The sequence below is a fragment of the Pseudomonas lurida genome, from assembly GCF_013522705.1.
Taxonomy (GTDB): Bacteria; Pseudomonadota; Gammaproteobacteria; order Pseudomonadales; family Pseudomonadaceae; genus Aquipseudomonas; species Aquipseudomonas quebecensis.
On the sequence record NZ_JAAMRE010000004.1, the window covers coordinates 269549 to 284999 of the forward strand.

At 62.6% G+C, this 15451-nt stretch carries 8 protein-coding genes and 1 pseudogene; 7 read left to right on the top strand and 2 right to left on the bottom strand.

The features are described 5' to 3' along the window. Positions 1-392: 392 nt before the first annotated feature. A complete protein-coding gene (locus G7025_RS05860; protein ID WP_181077330.1) occupies positions 393-1298 on the bottom strand; it encodes an AraC family transcriptional regulator in 906 nt (301 codons plus the stop codon). Positions 1299-1369: 71 nt separating this feature from the next. Further along, positions 1370-2659, bottom strand: a complete 1290-nt coding sequence (locus G7025_RS05865; protein WP_181077332.1) for a glycosyltransferase — start codon at positions 2657-2659, stop codon at positions 1370-1372. A gap of 159 nt (positions 2660-2818) precedes the next feature. On the opposite strand from G7025_RS05865, the gene tpx reads away from it, so the two are divergent. From tpx to G7025_RS05900, 7 genes and pseudogenes are all read left to right on the top strand, one after another. Then, positions 2819-3319, top strand: coding sequence for a thiol peroxidase (gene tpx, locus G7025_RS05870; RefSeq protein WP_181077334.1), 501 nt, complete (start codon positions 2819-2821; stop codon positions 3317-3319). Positions 3320-3552: 233 nt separating this feature from the next. After that, complete coding sequence (locus tag G7025_RS05875) at positions 3553-4851, top strand: MdtA/MuxA family multidrug efflux RND transporter periplasmic adaptor subunit (RefSeq protein ID WP_181077336.1); 1299 nt, start codon at positions 3553-3555, stop codon at positions 4849-4851. Next, the gene (locus G7025_RS05880) at positions 4848-7940 is read left to right on the top strand and encodes an MdtB/MuxB family multidrug efflux RND transporter permease subunit (RefSeq protein WP_181077338.1); all 3093 of its coding nucleotides are present in this window, start codon (positions 4848-4850) and stop codon (positions 7938-7940) included. The genes G7025_RS05875 and G7025_RS05880 overlap by 4 nt, the downstream gene beginning before the upstream one ends. Positions 7941-8052: 112 nt before the next feature. Then, positions 8053-11160, top strand: a complete 3108-nt coding sequence (locus G7025_RS05885; protein ID WP_181077340.1) for an efflux RND transporter permease subunit — start codon at positions 8053-8055, stop codon at positions 11158-11160. After that, a complete protein-coding gene (locus tag G7025_RS05890) occupies positions 11157-12608 on the top strand; it encodes an efflux transporter outer membrane subunit (RefSeq protein WP_181077341.1) in 1452 nt (483 codons plus the stop codon). Before G7025_RS05885 ends, G7025_RS05890 begins: the two co-directional genes overlap by 4 nt. Positions 12609-12808: 200 nt before the next feature. Beyond that, positions 12809-14905: a putative bifunctional diguanylate cyclase/phosphodiesterase gene (locus G7025_RS05895; protein WP_181077343.1), complete on the top strand. Its 2097-nt coding sequence runs from the start codon at positions 12809-12811 to the stop codon at positions 14903-14905. Positions 14906-15210: 305 nt separating this feature from the next. Further along, positions 15211-15451, top strand: a pseudogene (locus G7025_RS05900) (IS110 family transposase); the annotation flags it as partial.

A 15451-nucleotide genomic window follows, 5' to 3' on the forward strand; every position in this document is an offset into this window, starting at 1 on the left:
ACAGGGAGTCAGGAAGAGTGTGCGTTGATTACAGCCTTCAATTGGCGGTGTGACAAATCCTTGGGAACACTGGGACTGATACTTTTTTGCACTCAACAAGATCGTTCCCACGCTCCGCGTGGTAATGCCGCCCGTGACGCTCTGCGTCCCTGGTGACGCAGAGCGTCACGGTATGCATGCCCACGCGGAGTGAACGATCTGTGTCGTGTTTGATCGTTCCCACGCTCTGCGTGGTAACGCCTCCTGGGACGCTCCGCGTCCCGCCCAGCGCCGCAAGCTCAGGCTACTGCGCGCAGGCGACGCGGAGCGTCACGGGCTGCATTCTCACGCGGGAGCGTGGGAACGATCAGTGCAGTACTTAACCTTTAATATCAGCCAGTGAACGGTCACCCTCAGGCCAGGTTCTGCTCGGTCAAGCGTTGTACCGCCAGTCGCCGGTAATGGGACGGGGTCATGCCCTTGAGCTGTTGAAAGCGTCGGTTGAAGTTGGAGATGTTATTGAAGCCGGACTCAAAGCACACATCCGTCACGGCCTTATCGCCATCGGCCAGCAGCTCGCAGGACTTGCTGATGCGCAGCCGATTGACGAATTCGATAAACGTACGCCCGGTGGCCTGTTTGAACACGCGGGAAAAGTAGGTGGGTTTCATGCCCAGGTGCTCGGCGACTTCTTCGAGCGGCAACTCCCGTGCGTAGTGGGCGAAAATGTAGTCCACCGCGCGGTTGGTGCGGTCGATGCTGTGTTCGTCGGCCGTTTGCGGTGCGGTCACGCCGGACAGCAGTTGGTAGTCGTCACACGCGCTCAATACGTCCAACAGGATAAAGAAATGCCCCAGGCGCGCCATGCCCTGGGCGTCCTCGATGCGCTGCATCAAGGCCATGGCCTGGGCGATGGTGTGCTTGCAGCGAAACTCAATACCCGACTGCGCGCGCTCCAGCAGCGGCGCGAGGTTTTTGAGTTCGGCGAAAATATGGCTGCCCTGTTCAAGCAGTTCATCGGTGAAGTTCACCAGCATGTCGCGCTTGGGCACCACTTCGTCTTCCTCCACCTGGCTGATCCAGTTGTGGGGCAGGTTGGGGCCGGTGAGGAACAGGCTCTCGGGGTAGAAGTTGCCGATATAGTCGCCGATAAACACTTTGCCGGAGCTGGCGACGATCAGGTGCAGTTCGTATTCCTTGTGGAAATGCCAGCGCACCAGCGGACAGGGGAAACCATGCTGGCGATAGATGATGGACAGACCGTTGTGATCGTCCATCAGCTCGTAGGAAGGGTCGGTGATGCGCGTTGCTCGGGTCATGCTGCCGTCGCTTTATTGTGGTCGCTGCGTAGGATAATGCCCCTTGTGCACCACGTCGCCAACGTCTGTGATTACACGTTGCGGTTTTTCGCCTCGATCCACTGTGCCATGTACTGAGTACTTTTATGCGCGTGGTGGCGCAGCATGCTGCCGGTGAAGTTGTCGCGGCGATGGGCCGCGAGGTGGTGGCGGCATTGTTGCAGGCATTCGATCAGTGCCGGGCCATGGACCGCCTGATCGTAACGGCGGGTAATCAGGTTGCGGCCGTCGTTCTGCGCCCGATTCCAGCGCCCGCGGTCTTGATACAGGGCTACGGCAGCGATGGCCAGTGCATTGGCATCTGTGGCGATGGCTCCCGGCCATGGTTGCTCGTCGCCCATGGCTTCGGCGCCGATCGGCGTGGTCACGTTTGGCGTGCCACACAGCATGGCATCGACCAGCTTGCCCTTGATGCCCGCGCCAAAGCGCAGCGGCGCCAGGCAAATGCGCGCAGCGCTCATGACTTGCAGCGCATCTTCAGCCCAGTTCATGACATGAAAGCCCTGTGCCGGGTTGTGCAGGGCAGTGGCCTTGGGCGGGGTGTAGGAGCCATAAATATGCAACTGGGCGCCCGGCAGTTGCTGACGGATCAGCGGCCACAGGCTGTTCTTCATCCATAGCACCGCGTCCCAGTTGGGGGCGTGGCGAAAGTTACCAATGCTGAGAAAGTGCGCGCGGTCTTCAAACGGCGTGAACGGCTCGCTCGGCGGCTCGAGCATCAGCGGGCACCAGTGGAGCAGGGCAGCCGGCACCTTGAACTGCTCGGTGAGCAGGCGGATTTCCACGTCGGAGATCATCAGGCTGATGTCGCATCGGTAGATCGCGGCAATTTCGCGCTTGGCCAGGTCGGTGTCGGCCATGTGCTGGAACTCCTCGGCGAGGGCCGGGGCGAACAGGTCGGCAAAGTCATCGCTGTCGGGCTCGGCCTTGAGGCGCGCTTTCAGGCGCTGATGGCGAGCGTCGCGCAGGCTCTGCAGGTCGGAAGTCTCGAGCACGCGCAGGGCGTTCGGGCAGTGCTTTTCGACGCGCCAGCCGAACTGCTCCTCCATCATGAAACGGTCGAACAGCACGATATCCGGGGCCAGTTCGCGGACAAAGTCATCGAAACTGCTGTTATTGAGCGCGATGGCGCATTCGGCGATGCCCAGCGCCGACAGGTCGGCCTTGTGCTCGCCGAGTGCGGCGGGGCTGCTGAAGGTGATGTCCCAACCTTGCGTCAGAAAAGTTTCGAGAATCTGCATCATATGCCCGCCCGCAGCCGAGGAGCGCGGCTCCGGCCAGACGTAACCAATGACCAGGACTCGGGTAGCAGGCGACTTCATCGACAACGGTTTCCTTGCAGGGCAGGGCGAAAGGCGCGCAATTAAACCACAACCGACGACATGACAATTTGTGTCCGGCGGTAGGTGGTCACCGTACTTTGTGGTTAACTTCGGCCTCTCGAATTCGTTTAACCCAAACTCAGCATAAGGATTCTGTTCATGGCTCAAGTCACCCTCAAAGGCAACCCCGTCCAGGTTGAAGGCGAACTGCCGCAAGTTGGCGCCAAGGCCCACGACTTCACCCTGACCGCCGGCGATCTGTCGGACGCAACCCTGGCGACCTTTGCCGGCAAGCGCAAAGTGCTGAACATCTTCCCAAGCGTCGACACCCCGACCTGCGCCACTTCGGTGCGCAAGTTCAACGCCCAGGCGAATGCACTGAACAACGCCGTGGTACTGTGCATCTCCACCGACCTGCCATTTGCCCAGGCGCGCTTCTGCGGCGCCGAAGGCCTGGAAAACGTCAAGAGCCTGTCGGATTTCCGTGATTCGGATTTCGCGGTTGATTACGGCGTGTCCATTGCTGACGGCCCGCTCAAAGGCCTGACCGCCCGCGCGGTCGTCGTGCTGGACGAGAACGACACCGTGCTGCACAGCGAGCTGGTAGCGGAAATCGGCCAGGAGCCGAACTACGAAGCAGCCCTGGCTGTTTTGAAGTAACTGTTTCGGCGCATTGCTGTCGCTTGGCGGTAACACGCTTGATACATGATTGCGGCCTGGCCTAGTCCAGGCCGTTTTTATTTGCGCTTCAGGTGCTTAGCTCAAATAGCCGATGAACTGAGCTGCTGAAGTCAGATGTTGTAAGCCCAAGGTAAATAGCCGGTAAAGGCGCTTTTCTAAATGCGCCCCAGTGCTTATCTTTCAGCCTCCCAAAGAAGAAGCTCTCGCGCCCAATGGTTGACCACTCAATGCAATCCTCCCCCCGTCGTTCCCGTCGCTGGCTGTTCGGCCTGCTCGTGTTGCTGGTTATCGCCGGCCTGTGCTGGAAATTCTGGCCAGGCGGCGCGGCCCATAAAGACGCACCGGCCGGGCACACCGGCAAAACCGGCATGGCGCGCCCGGGCTTCGGCGGCTCTACCGGCCCGGTGCCGGTGCGCGTGGCGCCGGCGGTGTTGGGGGAATTCCCGGTGTACTACAAGGCGCTGGGCACGGTCACGGCGCTCAACACCATCAACGTGCGCAGCCGTGTGGGCGGGGAGTTGGTAAAAATAGCCTTTGAAGAAGGGCAGATGGTCAAGGCCGGCGACCTACTCGCCGAGATCGACCCGCGCAGCTACCAGAACGCATTGCTCCAGGCCCAGGGCACGTTGCTGCAGAACCAGGCCCAGTTGAAGAACGCCCAGGTCGACGTGCAGCGCTATCGCGACCTGTATGCCCAGGACAGCATCGCCAAACAGACCCTGGACACCGCCGAAGCGCTGGTCCTGCAATACCAGGGCACGGTCAAGACCAACCAGGGCGCGGTGGACGACGCCAAGCTCAACCTCGAATTCACCAGGATCCGCGCGCCCATCAGTGGCCGCGTAGGCCTGCGACAGCTTGACGTGGGCAACCTGGTAGCGGCCAACGACACCACCGCGCTGGCTGTGATCACCCAGACCCAGCCGATCAGCGTGGCCTTCACCCTGCCGGAAAATACCCTGGACACGGTCCTGGCCCGTTACCACGCCGGCAATAAGCTGCCCGTGGAAGCCTGGGACCGTGGCGACGCGAAGATTCAGGCCACCGGCGTGCTGCAAAGCCTGGATAACCAGATCGATGTCACCACCGGCACCCTGAAATTCAAGGCACGCTTCGATAACAAGGACCAGGCGCTGTTCCCCAACCAGTTCGTCAATGTGCACCTGCTGGCCGACACCTTGCACAACGTGGTGCTGGCACCCTCGGCGGCCATTCAGTTCGGCAACAACGGCACCTTCGTCTACAAGCTTGATGGCGACAAGAAGGTCAAGGTCCAGCCGCTGGTAGTGGGCGACACCGACGGCGACAACACCGTGATCAAGCAAGGCCTGGTCGCCGGCGACCGGGTGGTGCTGGAAGGCACCGACCGCCTCAAGGATGGCAGTGAGGTCGAAGTGGTCAATGACAGCAGCGAAGTACCGACCACGCCAACTCAACACCTGCAGGGCAAGCCCGCGGCCAAAGGGGAGACCGGCGACACCGCCGGCAAGGCGCAAAAGGTCGGTTCATGAACCTGTCGCGGCTGTTTATCCTTCGCCCGGTCGCGACCACTCTGAGCATGCTGGCCATTGTCCTGGCCGGCATCATCGCGTACCGCTTGCTGCCCGTGTCGGCCTTGCCGCAGGTGGATTACCCGACCATCCGCGTGATGACCTTGTACCCCGGCGCCAGCCCTGATGTGATGACCAGCGCGGTCACCGCCCCCCTGGAACGCCAGTTCGGGCAGATGCCCGGCCTGACCCAGATGGCTTCCACCAGCTCCGGCGGCGCCTCGGTGCTGACCCTGCGCTTCAACCTCGACATCAATATGGACGTGGCCGAGCAACAGGTGCAGGCCGCGATCAACGCCGCCACCAACCTGCTGCCCAAGGACCTGCCGGCGCCGCCGGTGTACAACAAGGTCAACCCGGCGGACACCCCGGTGCTGACCCTGGCGATCACCTCCAAGACCATGCTGCTGCCCAAGCTCAATGACCTGGTCGATACGCGCATGGCGCAGAAAATCGCGCAGATCAGCGGCGTCGGCATGGTCAGCATCGCCGGCGGCCAGCGCCAGGCGGTGCGCATCAAGGTCAACCCCGAAGCCCTGGCGGCCAACGGCTTGAACCTGTCGGACGTGCGCACCTTGATCGCGGCGTCCAACGTCAACCAGCCCAAAGGCAACTTCGATGGCCCTACGCGGGTCTCGATGCTCGATGCCAACGACCAGTTGGTCTCGCCCCAGCAATACGCCGAACTGATCCTGGCCTACAACAACGGCGCGCCGCTGCGCCTCAAGGACGTCGCGCAGATTGTCGACGGCGCCGAGAACGAACGCCTGGCCGCCTGGGCCAACCTGAACCAGGCCGTGCTGCTCAATATCCAGCGCCAGCCGGGCGCTAACGTGATCGAGGTGGTCGACCGTATCAAGGCATTGTTGCCAAGCATTACCGACAACCTGCCGGCCGGCCTGGAAGTCACCGTGCTTACCGACCGCACCCAGACCATCCGCGCATCGGTCAAGGACGTGCAGCACGAGCTGCTGATCGCCATTGCTCTGGTGGTGATGGTGACATTCCTGTTTCTGCGCCGGTTCAGCGCCACGATCATTCCGTCCATAGCGGTGCCGCTGTCGTTGGTCGGTACGTTTGGCGTGATGTACCTGGCCGGGTTTTCCATCAACAACCTGACGCTGATGGCCCTGACCATCGCCACCGGCTTTGTGGTGGACGATGCCATCGTGATGCTGGAAAACATTTCCCGCTATATCGAAGAGGGCGAAACGCCGCTGGCTGCCGCGCTCAAGGGCGCCAAGCAGATTGGTTTCACTCTGATTTCCCTGACGCTGTCGTTGATTGCGGTGCTGATCCCGCTGCTGTTCATGGCCGATGTGGTCGGGCGGTTGTTCCGCGAATTCGCCATCACCCTGGCGGTGGCGATCCTGATTTCCCTGGTGGTGTCCCTGACCCTGACGCCGATGATGTGCGCGCGTCTGCTCAAGCGTGAGCCCAAGGAAGAAGAACAGGGCCGTTTCTATAAGGCCAGCGGCGCCTGGATCGACTGGTTGATCGAAGGCTACGGGCGCAAGTTGCAATGGGTGCTCAAGCACCAGCCGCTGACCCTGCTGGTCGCCATCGCCACCCTCGGCCTGACCGTGGTGCTGTACCTGGTGGTGCCCAAGGGCTTTTTTCCGGTGCAGGACACCGGGGTGATCCAGGGTATTTCCGAAGCGCCGCAGTCGATCTCCTTTGCGGCGATGAGCCAGCGCCAGCAGGAGTTGGCCAAAATCATCCTCGCCGACCCGGCGGTGCAAAGCCTGTCGTCCTATATCGGTGTGGACGGCGACAACGCCACCCTCAACAGCGGCCGTCTGCTGATCAACCTCAAGGCCCATGGCCAGCGCGACCTCAGCGCCGCCCAGGTGATTACCCGCCTGCAGCCGCAGATCGACCAGTTGGTGGGCATTCGCCTGTTTATGCAGCCGGTGCAGGACCTGACCATTGAAGACCGCGTGAGCCGCACCCAGTACCAGTTCAGCATGTCGTCGCCGGACGCCGAGCTGCTGGCGCTGTGGAGCGACAAACTGGTGCACGCCCTCAGCCAGTTGCCGGAACTCACCGACGTGGCCAGCGACCTGCAGGACAAAGGCCTGCAGGTGTACCTGGTGATCGACCGCGACGCGGCCTCGCGCCTGGGCGTCAGCGTTTCGACCATCACCGATGCGCTGTACGACGCCTTCGGCCAGCGGCAGATCTCGACCATCTACACCCAGGCCAGCCAGTACCGCGTGGTGCTGCAGGCCCAGTCCGGCGAAACCCTCGGCCCGGACGCGCTGAACCAGATCTACGTAAAAACCACCGACGGCGGCCAGGTGCGCCTGTCGAGCCTGGCCAAGGTGGAACAGCGCCAGGCCCAGTTGGCCGTGGCGCACATCGGCCAGTTCCCGGCGGTGATGATGTCATTCAACCTGGCGCCCGGCGTGGCGCTGGGCAAGGGCGTGGAGCTGATCAACCAGACGCAGAAAGACATCGGCATGCCGGTGGGCGTGCAGACCCAGTTCCAGGGCGCGGCCCAGGCGTTCGAAGCCTCGCTGTCGAGTACCTTGCTGCTGATCCTGGCGGCGGTGGTCACCATGTACATCGTGCTGGGCGTGCTCTACGAGAGCTATATCCATCCGATCACCATCCTGTCCACCTTGCCCTCGGCGGCGGTGGGGGCTTTGCTGGCGTTGCTGCTCAGTGGTAATGACCTGGGCATGATCGCGATCATCGGCATCATCCTGCTGATCGGTATCGTCAAAAAGAACGCGATCATGATGATCGACTTCGCCCTCGACGCCGAACGCAACCAGGGCCTCGACCCGCAGACCGCGATTTATCAGGCCGCGCTGCTGCGTTTCCGACCGATCCTGATGACCACCCTGGCCGCGCTGTTCGGCGCCGTGCCGTTGATGCTGGCCAGCGGTTCCGGTGCGGAGCTGCGCCAGCCCCTGGGCCTGGTGATGGTCGGCGGGCTGCTGGTGAGCCAGGTGTTGACGCTGTTCACCACGCCGGTGATCTACCTGTATTTCGATCGGTTGGGACGCCGCTGGCGCAAGACCGACATTGAGGACGTGGTGTGATGGGCGTGGCGAAAGCAGTGGCAAGCGGCAAGCGGCACGCTGCAAGGGAACGGCAGGGGCAGCCTACGTCTTTTGCAGGTAGCTTGAAACTTGCCGCTTGGAGCTCCCCCCCATGAACCTGTCCGGACCGTTCATTCGCCGGCCGGTAGCGACCATGCTGCTGAGCCTGGCGATCATGTTGCTCGGCGGGGTGAGCTTCAACCTGCTGCCGGTGTCGCCGTTGCCGCAGATCGACTTCCCGGTGATCGTGGTGTCGGCCAGCCTGCCCGGGGCCAGCCCCGAGGTCATGGCGTCCACCGTAGCCACGCCGCTGGAGCGCTCCTTCGGCTCGATTGCCGGCATCACCACCATGAGCAGCAGTTCCAGCCAGGGCTCGACCCGGGTGATTCTGGCGTTCGACTCCGACCGCGACATCAACGGCGCGGCGCGGGAAGTGCAGGCGGCCATCAACGCCTCGCGCAACCTGCTGCCCAGCGGCATGCGCAGCATGCCCACCTACAAGAAGATCAACCCGTCCCAGGCGCCGATCATGGTGCTGTCGCTGACCTCGGACGTATTGCAGAAGGGCCAACTCTACGATCTGGCGTCCACCATCCTGTCCCAGAGCCTGTCCCAGGTGCCGGGGGTGGGCGAGGTGCAGATCGGCGGCAGCTCCTTGCCGGCGGTGCGCATCGAACTGGAACCCAAGGCCCTCGACCAGTACGGCGTGGCCCTGGACGATGTGCGCAACACCATCGCCAATGCCAACCAGCGGCGGCCCAAGGGCTCGCTGGAAGACAGCGAACGCAACTGGCAGATCCAAGCCAATGACCAGCTGGAAAAGGCCAAGGATTACGAGCCGCTGCTGATTCGCTACCAGAACGGCGCGGCTTTGCGCCTGGGGGATGTGGCCAGGATCAGCGACGGCGTGGAAGACCGCTACAACAGTGGTTTCTTCAACAACGATGCGGCCGTTTTGCTGGTGATCAACCGCCAGTCCGGGGCCAACATTATCGAGACCGTGCGCCAGATCAAGGCACAGTTGCCGGCGCTGCAGGCGGTGCTGCCCTCCAGCGTCAAGCTCAGCCTGGCCATGGACCGCTCGCCCGTGATCACCGCCACCCTGCACGAAGCGGAGATGACCCTGCTGATCGCGGTGGGGCTGGTGATTCTGGTGGTGTACCTGTTCCTCGGCAATTTCCGCGCTTCGCTGATCCCGACCCTGGCGGTGCCGGTGTCGCTGGTGGGTACGTTCGCGGTGATGTACCTGTACGGGTTCTCGTTGAACAACTTTTCGTTGATGGCGTTGATCCTGGCCACCGGCCTGGTGGTGGACGATGCCATTGTGGTGCTGGAGAACATCTCCCGGCATATCGATGACGGCGTGCCGCCGATGAAGGCGGCCTATCTGGGCGCCCAGGAAGTCGGGTTTACGCTGTTGTCGATGAACGTGTCGCTGGTGGCGGTGTTCCTGTCGATCCTGTTTATGGGCGGGATCGTCACCAACCTGTTCCGCGAGTTTTCCATCACCCTGTCGGCGGCGATCATTGTGTCGCTGGTGGTGTCGCTGACCCTGACGCCGATGCTCTGCGCGCGCTGGCTCAGGCCCCACGTCAAAGGCCATATGACCGGTCTGCAGCGGTGGAGCCACAGGATCAACGAGCGCATGGTCGCCGGCTACGCCCGCAGCCTGGACTGGGTGCTGCGCCATCGGCGCCTGACCTTGCTCAGCCTGTTGCTGACCATCGGCGTCAATGTGGCGCTGTACATCGTGGTGCCGAAAACCTTTATGCCGCAGCAGGACACCGGGCAGTTGATCGGCTTTGTGCGCGGCGACGACGGCCTGTCGTTCAGCGTGATGCAACCGAAGATGGAAATCTTTCGCCAGGCCGTGCTCAAGGACCCCGCAGTGCTCAGCGTGGCCGGCTTTATCGGTGGCAACAACGGCACCAACAACGCCGTGATGCTGGTGCGGCTCAAACCCATCAAAGAGCGCAAGGTCTCGGCCCAGGCGGTGATCGAGCGGCTGCGCAAGAACGTGCCGCCGGTGCCGGGCGGGCGCCTGTTCCTGATGGCCGACCAGGACCTGCAGTTCGGCGGCAGTCGCGACCAGACCAGCGCCCAGTATTCCTACATCCTGCAAAGCGGTGACCTGGCCGCGCTGCGCCTGTGGTACCCGAAAGTGGTTGGCGCGCTGCGCGAGCTGCCGGAATTGACCGCCATCGACGCCCGCGAAGGCCGGGGGGCCGCGCAGGTCACGCTGGTGGTCGATCGCGACCAGGCCAAGCGCCTGGGCATCGACATGAACATGGTCACGGGGGTGCTGAACAACGCCTACAGCCAGCGGCAGATTTCCACGATCTACGACAGCCTCAACCAGTACCAGGTGGTGATGGAGGTCAATCCCAAATATGCTCAGGACCCGATCACCCTGAACCAGGTGCAGGTCATTACCGCCGACGGCGCACGGGTGCCGTTGTCCACCATCGCCCATTACGAGAACAGCCTGGCGGACGACCGCGTCAGCCATGAAGGCCAGTTCGCCTCGGAAAATATTGCTTTCGACATCGCTCCCGGGTTCACGGTGGAGCAGGGCACAGCCGCCATCGAACGGGCGATTGCCAAGGTTGGCCTGCCGGAGGATGTGATCGCCAAGATGGCCGGCACCGCCGACGCCTTTGCGGCGACGCAGAAGGGCCAGCCGTTCATGATCCTCGGCGCGCTGGTGGCGGTGTACCTGGTGCTGGGGATTCTCTACGAGAGCTATATCCACCCATTGACGATCCTGTCGACGTTGCCCTCGGCCGGTGTCGGTGCATTGCTGTCGATCTACCTGCTGGGTGGCGAGTTCAGCCTGATCTCATTGCTGGGCCTGTTCCTGCTGATCGGGGTGGTGAAGAAAAACGCGATCCTGATGATCGACCTGGCGCTGCAGTTGGAACGCCATGACGGCATGAGCCCGCTTGAGTCGATCCGCAGCGCTTGCCTGTTGCGTCTGCGGCCGATCCTGATGACCACCCTGGCCGCCATCCTCGGCGCCTTGCCGCTGCTGCTCGGCGCCGGCGACGGCGCGGAAATGCGTCAGCCCCTGGGCCTGACCATCATTGGCGGCCTGGTGTTCAGCCAGATCCTGACCCTTTACACCACCCCGGTGGTTTACCTTTACCTCGACCGCGCGCGCCACCGCTTCAATGCCTGGCGCGGCGTACGGACCGATGCTGCCCTGGACACTGCGCTATGACCGATTCATCCCTCGCCCCGAAAAAGCTGTTGGCAGCGGCACTCTGCGGTCTGTTGCTCAGCGCCTGCGCCATCGGCCCGGATTATCAGCGCCCGCAGGTCATCGAACCCGCGCAGTTCAAGCAAGCGCAAGGCTGGCGCCAGGCCACGCCAAGCGACTCACTGGCCCGTGGCGCCTGGTGGGAATTGTATGGCGACCGTCAGCTCAATGACCTGGTCGCGCGCCTGAACAATGCCAACCAGACCGTGGCCCAGGCCGAGGCGCGCTTTCGCCAGGCCCAGGCATTGGTGCGCAGCTCACGCGGCGCGTTCTACCCCAGCGTCGACCTCAGCGTGGGCAAGACCCGCGCCAGCCAGGGCACCGGCAGCAGCAGTGCCAGCCTCAGCAGCTCCAGCAGCGGCATCCGCGACACCCTCAACGCGCAGTTGGGCGTGAGCTGGGAGGCGGATGTCTGGGGCAAGTTGCGCCGTGGCCTGGAGGCCAACGAGGCCAGCGCCGAAGCCAGCTCGGCGGACCTGGCCGCGATGCGCCTGAGCCAGCAATCGGAACTGGTGCAAAGCTACCTGCAACTGCGCGTGATGGATGAACAGACGCGGCTGCTGCAGGCCACCCTCGACACCTATCAGCGCTCCCTGCAAATGACCGAGAACCAGTACCGCGCCGGAGTCTCGGGCAAAGAAGCGGTGGCCCAGGCACAGACACAGCTCAAGACCACCCAGGCCAGCCTGATCGACCTGATCTGGCAGCGCGCTCAGCTGGAAAATGCCATCGCGGTACTGATCGGCGAGGCGCCGGCCAACTTCAACCTGGCCGTGAGCAAGGACATTCCGCAGTTGCCGCAGATCCCGGTCGGCCTGCCGTCGCAGTTACTCGAACGCCGCCCGGACATCGCCTCGGCCGAACGCGCGGTGATCGCCGCCAACGCCAATATCGGTGTGGCCAAGGCGGCCTATTATCCGGACCTGACCCTGAGCCTGGCCGGTGGCTATTCCAGCAGCACCTATGCCGACTGGATCAGCCTGCCCAACCGCTTCTGGTCGGTGGGGCCGAAACTGGCCATGACCCTGTTCGACGGTGGCCAGCGCTCGGCGGAAGTCGACCGCACCGTGGCATCCTATGACGAAACCGTGGCCAAGTACCGTCAGACCGTGCTGGATGGCTTCCGCGAAGTGGAGAACTACATGGTTCAACTCAAGGTGCTGGAGGACGAAGCCGTGGTCAGCAACGAAGCGCTGGAGGCGGCACGCGAGTCATTGCGCCTGACCCAGAACCAGTACAAGGCCGGGCTGATCGCTTACCTGGACGTGGTCACCGTACAGGCTACCGCTCTGAGTAACGAACGCAGTGTGTTGACCTTGCTGCAGTCGCGCCTGGTGGCCAGCGTGCAATTGATTGCCGCACTGGGCGGTGGCTGGGATGGGCAGACGCCGATCGATGCCAAGGATTGAGCCGCAGCACTCGCGCTTGCTATCGCGGACAGCTGGATACACAAGGCCGCGCGCGGGCGTTTTTGAGCCGGCGGATTGACGTCAAAAAGCCCATGATGGCCTTGTGATAATTATTCAACTGTCGCCGAATATTTATCGCTACAATCCGCCGCTTTGCCACTCGGTACGGGCGTTCCAGCTCGTCGCCCGCGAGACTCGTCATGCTTATCGGTAGCTATTCCCCTTCGCTGGTCGTGATCTCGCTGTTCGTTGCGATCCTGGCTTCCTACACGGCACTCGACCTGTCCGGCCGCATCGCCACCGCCCAGGGGCGCGCTGTCTACCTGTGGATGGCCGGCGGAGCGCTGGCGATGGGGGTAGGGGTGTGGTCGATGCACTTTATCGGCATGTTGGCGCTGCGTTTGCCGTTCGCCCTGGGGTTCGACGTCGGCATCACTGCGTGGTCGCTGTTGATCGCGGTGCTGTCCAGTGGCTTCGCCCTGTGGCTGGTCAGCCAGGCCCGTTTACCCGCCTGGCAATTGCTGTTCGGCGCGCTGGTGATGGGCGCCGGCATCAGTTGCATGCATTACACCGGCATGGCCGCGATGCGCATGACCCCAGGCATCGACTACGACCCGACCTTGTTCGGCGCTTCGCTGCTGATTGCGGTGGCGGCCTCGGGCGCGGCCCTGCTGATCGCGTTCAACCTGCGGCGCAACACCCCCCATGTGCGCCTGCTGCGCGGTGGTGCCGCAGTGGTGATGGGCGTGGCCATCGTCGGCATGCATTACACCGGGATGGCGGCGGCCAGTTTTGCCGATGACAGCTACTGCGCCGCCGCGCTGGACGGTCTGAGCGGCAACGGCCTGGACAACCTGGTGCTGGTCACCACCCTGGCGGTGCTTGCCATCGCCTTGCTGACTTCATTGCTCGACGCCCGCCTGGAAGCGCGCACCGCCGTGCTCGCCACGTCCCTGACCCAGGCCAACCAGGAGCTGACCCACCTGGCCCTGCACGACATGCTGACCGGTCTGCCCAATCGCAGCCTGCTCGCCGATCGCATTCAACAGGCCATGCAGGCGGTGGAGGAACAAGGCGGTTGCTTTGCGCTGATGTTTATCGACCTGGATGGCTTCAAGCCGGTCAACGATGCCTTTGGTCATCATCTGGGCGACCAATTGCTGCGCGAGGTGGGCCTGCGCCTGCGCGAGGACTTGCGCAGCCACGACACCCTGGCGCGCATTGGCGGTGACGAGTTTGTACTGCTGGTGCAACTCAACCAGCCGGACGACGCCCTCGGTCTTGCCGAGCGCCAGGTGCAATTGATCAACCGCGCGTTCCAGGTGGCCGAACACGAACTGAAAATCTCTGCCAGTGTCGGTATCGCGTTGTTCCCCGGCAACGGCGGCACCCCGCAGGACCTGCTGATGAATGCCGACGCGGCGATGTACCACGCCAAGGGGCTGGGCAAGAACGGCTATAGCTTTTTCGATGTGTCGATGAACACCAATGCGCGCAAACAGCTGCAGCTGTTGCAGGACCTGCGCAATGCCGTGGAGCAGCAGCAGTTTCGCTTGTATTACCAGCCCAAGTTCGATGCCGCCAGCGGCATTGCGGTGGGCGCCGAAGCCTTGTTGCGCTGGGAGCATCCGCAACAGGGCCTGTTGATGCCCGCGACGTTTATCGACCTGGCGGAGAAAACCGGGCTGATAATTCCCATCGGCGAATGGGTGCTGAACGAAGCCTGCCGCCAGATGCGCGTGTGGTACGTGCAGGGTTATGAAGAGTGGCGCATTGCGGTGAACTTGTCCGCGTTGCAGTTTTGCCATGCCGGGCTGGTCGACAGCGTCGCTGCCGCGCTTGAACGCCATCAGTTGCCGCCTAACAGCCTGACCCTGGAAATCACCGAAACCACCGCCATGAGCGATGCCGACGCGAGCATGAACGTGTTGCAGCAGCTGTCCGACATGGGTGTCGACCTGTCGATTGATGACTTCGGCACCGGCTATTCCAGCCTGATGTACCTCAAGCGCCTGCCGGCCAACGAGCTGAAGATCGACCGGGGCTTTGTGCGTGATCTGGAACACGACAGCGACGACGCCGCCATCGTCTCGGCCATCGTCGCCCTCGGCCAGGCCTTGGGGCTGCGGATCGTAGCCGAAGGTGTGGAAACCGACCGGCAGCAGGATTTTCTGACGCGCCTGGGCTGTAACTCCCTGCAAGGCTACTTACTGGGCCATCCGCTGCCGGCAGACGGTTTCATGGCCGATATTCGCCGTGCCGAAGACGCCGCGGCGCCTGACAAAAACCTGGGATGAGGGGGTCTCAAAACGCTTCGCCCCACTCGACACCTCGCTCAGGCTGGGTGTGCCCGTAATCCGGCCAGCCTGGTTAGCGGGGCGCCTGAGGTCAAAAGCAAGAGCGGCTCGCTTCGCATCGTGGTTAGGGTTGGTGGCTGCACATCTTCGGTAAAAACATAGCCTTGGAAAATGAGGTTCTGGTGGTGGGCAGGCTTTCTGTGGTGAGGCGCTTGTTGTGGTAATGGAATGGACGCCCCCTTCCTAACGGCATCTATGTGCCAAAGTTAAAGTGTTATCCACACTTAGCGGAAGGGAGCGTCCTCATGCAGATTACGACTGTTTCGGTTGACTTGGCAAAAGCCGTGTTTCAACTTCACGCGATCGATCAACAAGGAAAAACAGCGCTAAGGAAGCAGCTCAAACGTGAGCAGGTTGTGCCTTTTTTTGCCAACCTGGAGCCCTGCCTAGTGGGCATGGAGGCATGTGGCGGAGCCCACTATTGGGCAAGAAAACTGCAGGCACTTGGTCATACGGTCAAGTTAATGGCTCCGCAATTTGTGAAGC

Coding starts and splice junctions, on each gene's coding strand:
- G7025_RS05875 (WP_181077336.1), top strand. CDS start 3,553: ATGGTTGACCACTCAATGCAATCCTCCCCCCGTCGTTCCCGTCGCTGG.
- G7025_RS05885 (WP_181077340.1), top strand. CDS start 8,053: ATGAACCTGTCCGGACCGTTCATTCGCCGGCCGGTAGCGACCATGCTG.
- G7025_RS05860 (WP_181077330.1), bottom strand. CDS start 1,298: ATGACCCGAGCAACGCGCATCACCGACCCTTCCTACGAGCTGATGGAC.
- G7025_RS05880 (WP_181077338.1), top strand. CDS start 4,848: ATGAACCTGTCGCGGCTGTTTATCCTTCGCCCGGTCGCGACCACTCTG.
- G7025_RS05890 (WP_181077341.1), top strand. CDS start 11,157: ATGACCGATTCATCCCTCGCCCCGAAAAAGCTGTTGGCAGCGGCACTC.
- tpx (WP_181077334.1), top strand. CDS start 2,819: ATGGCTCAAGTCACCCTCAAAGGCAACCCCGTCCAGGTTGAAGGCGAA.
- G7025_RS05865 (WP_181077332.1), bottom strand. CDS start 2,659: ATGAAGTCGCCTGCTACCCGAGTCCTGGTCATTGGTTACGTCTGGCCG.
- G7025_RS05895 (WP_181077343.1), top strand. CDS start 12,809: ATGCTTATCGGTAGCTATTCCCCTTCGCTGGTCGTGATCTCGCTGTTC.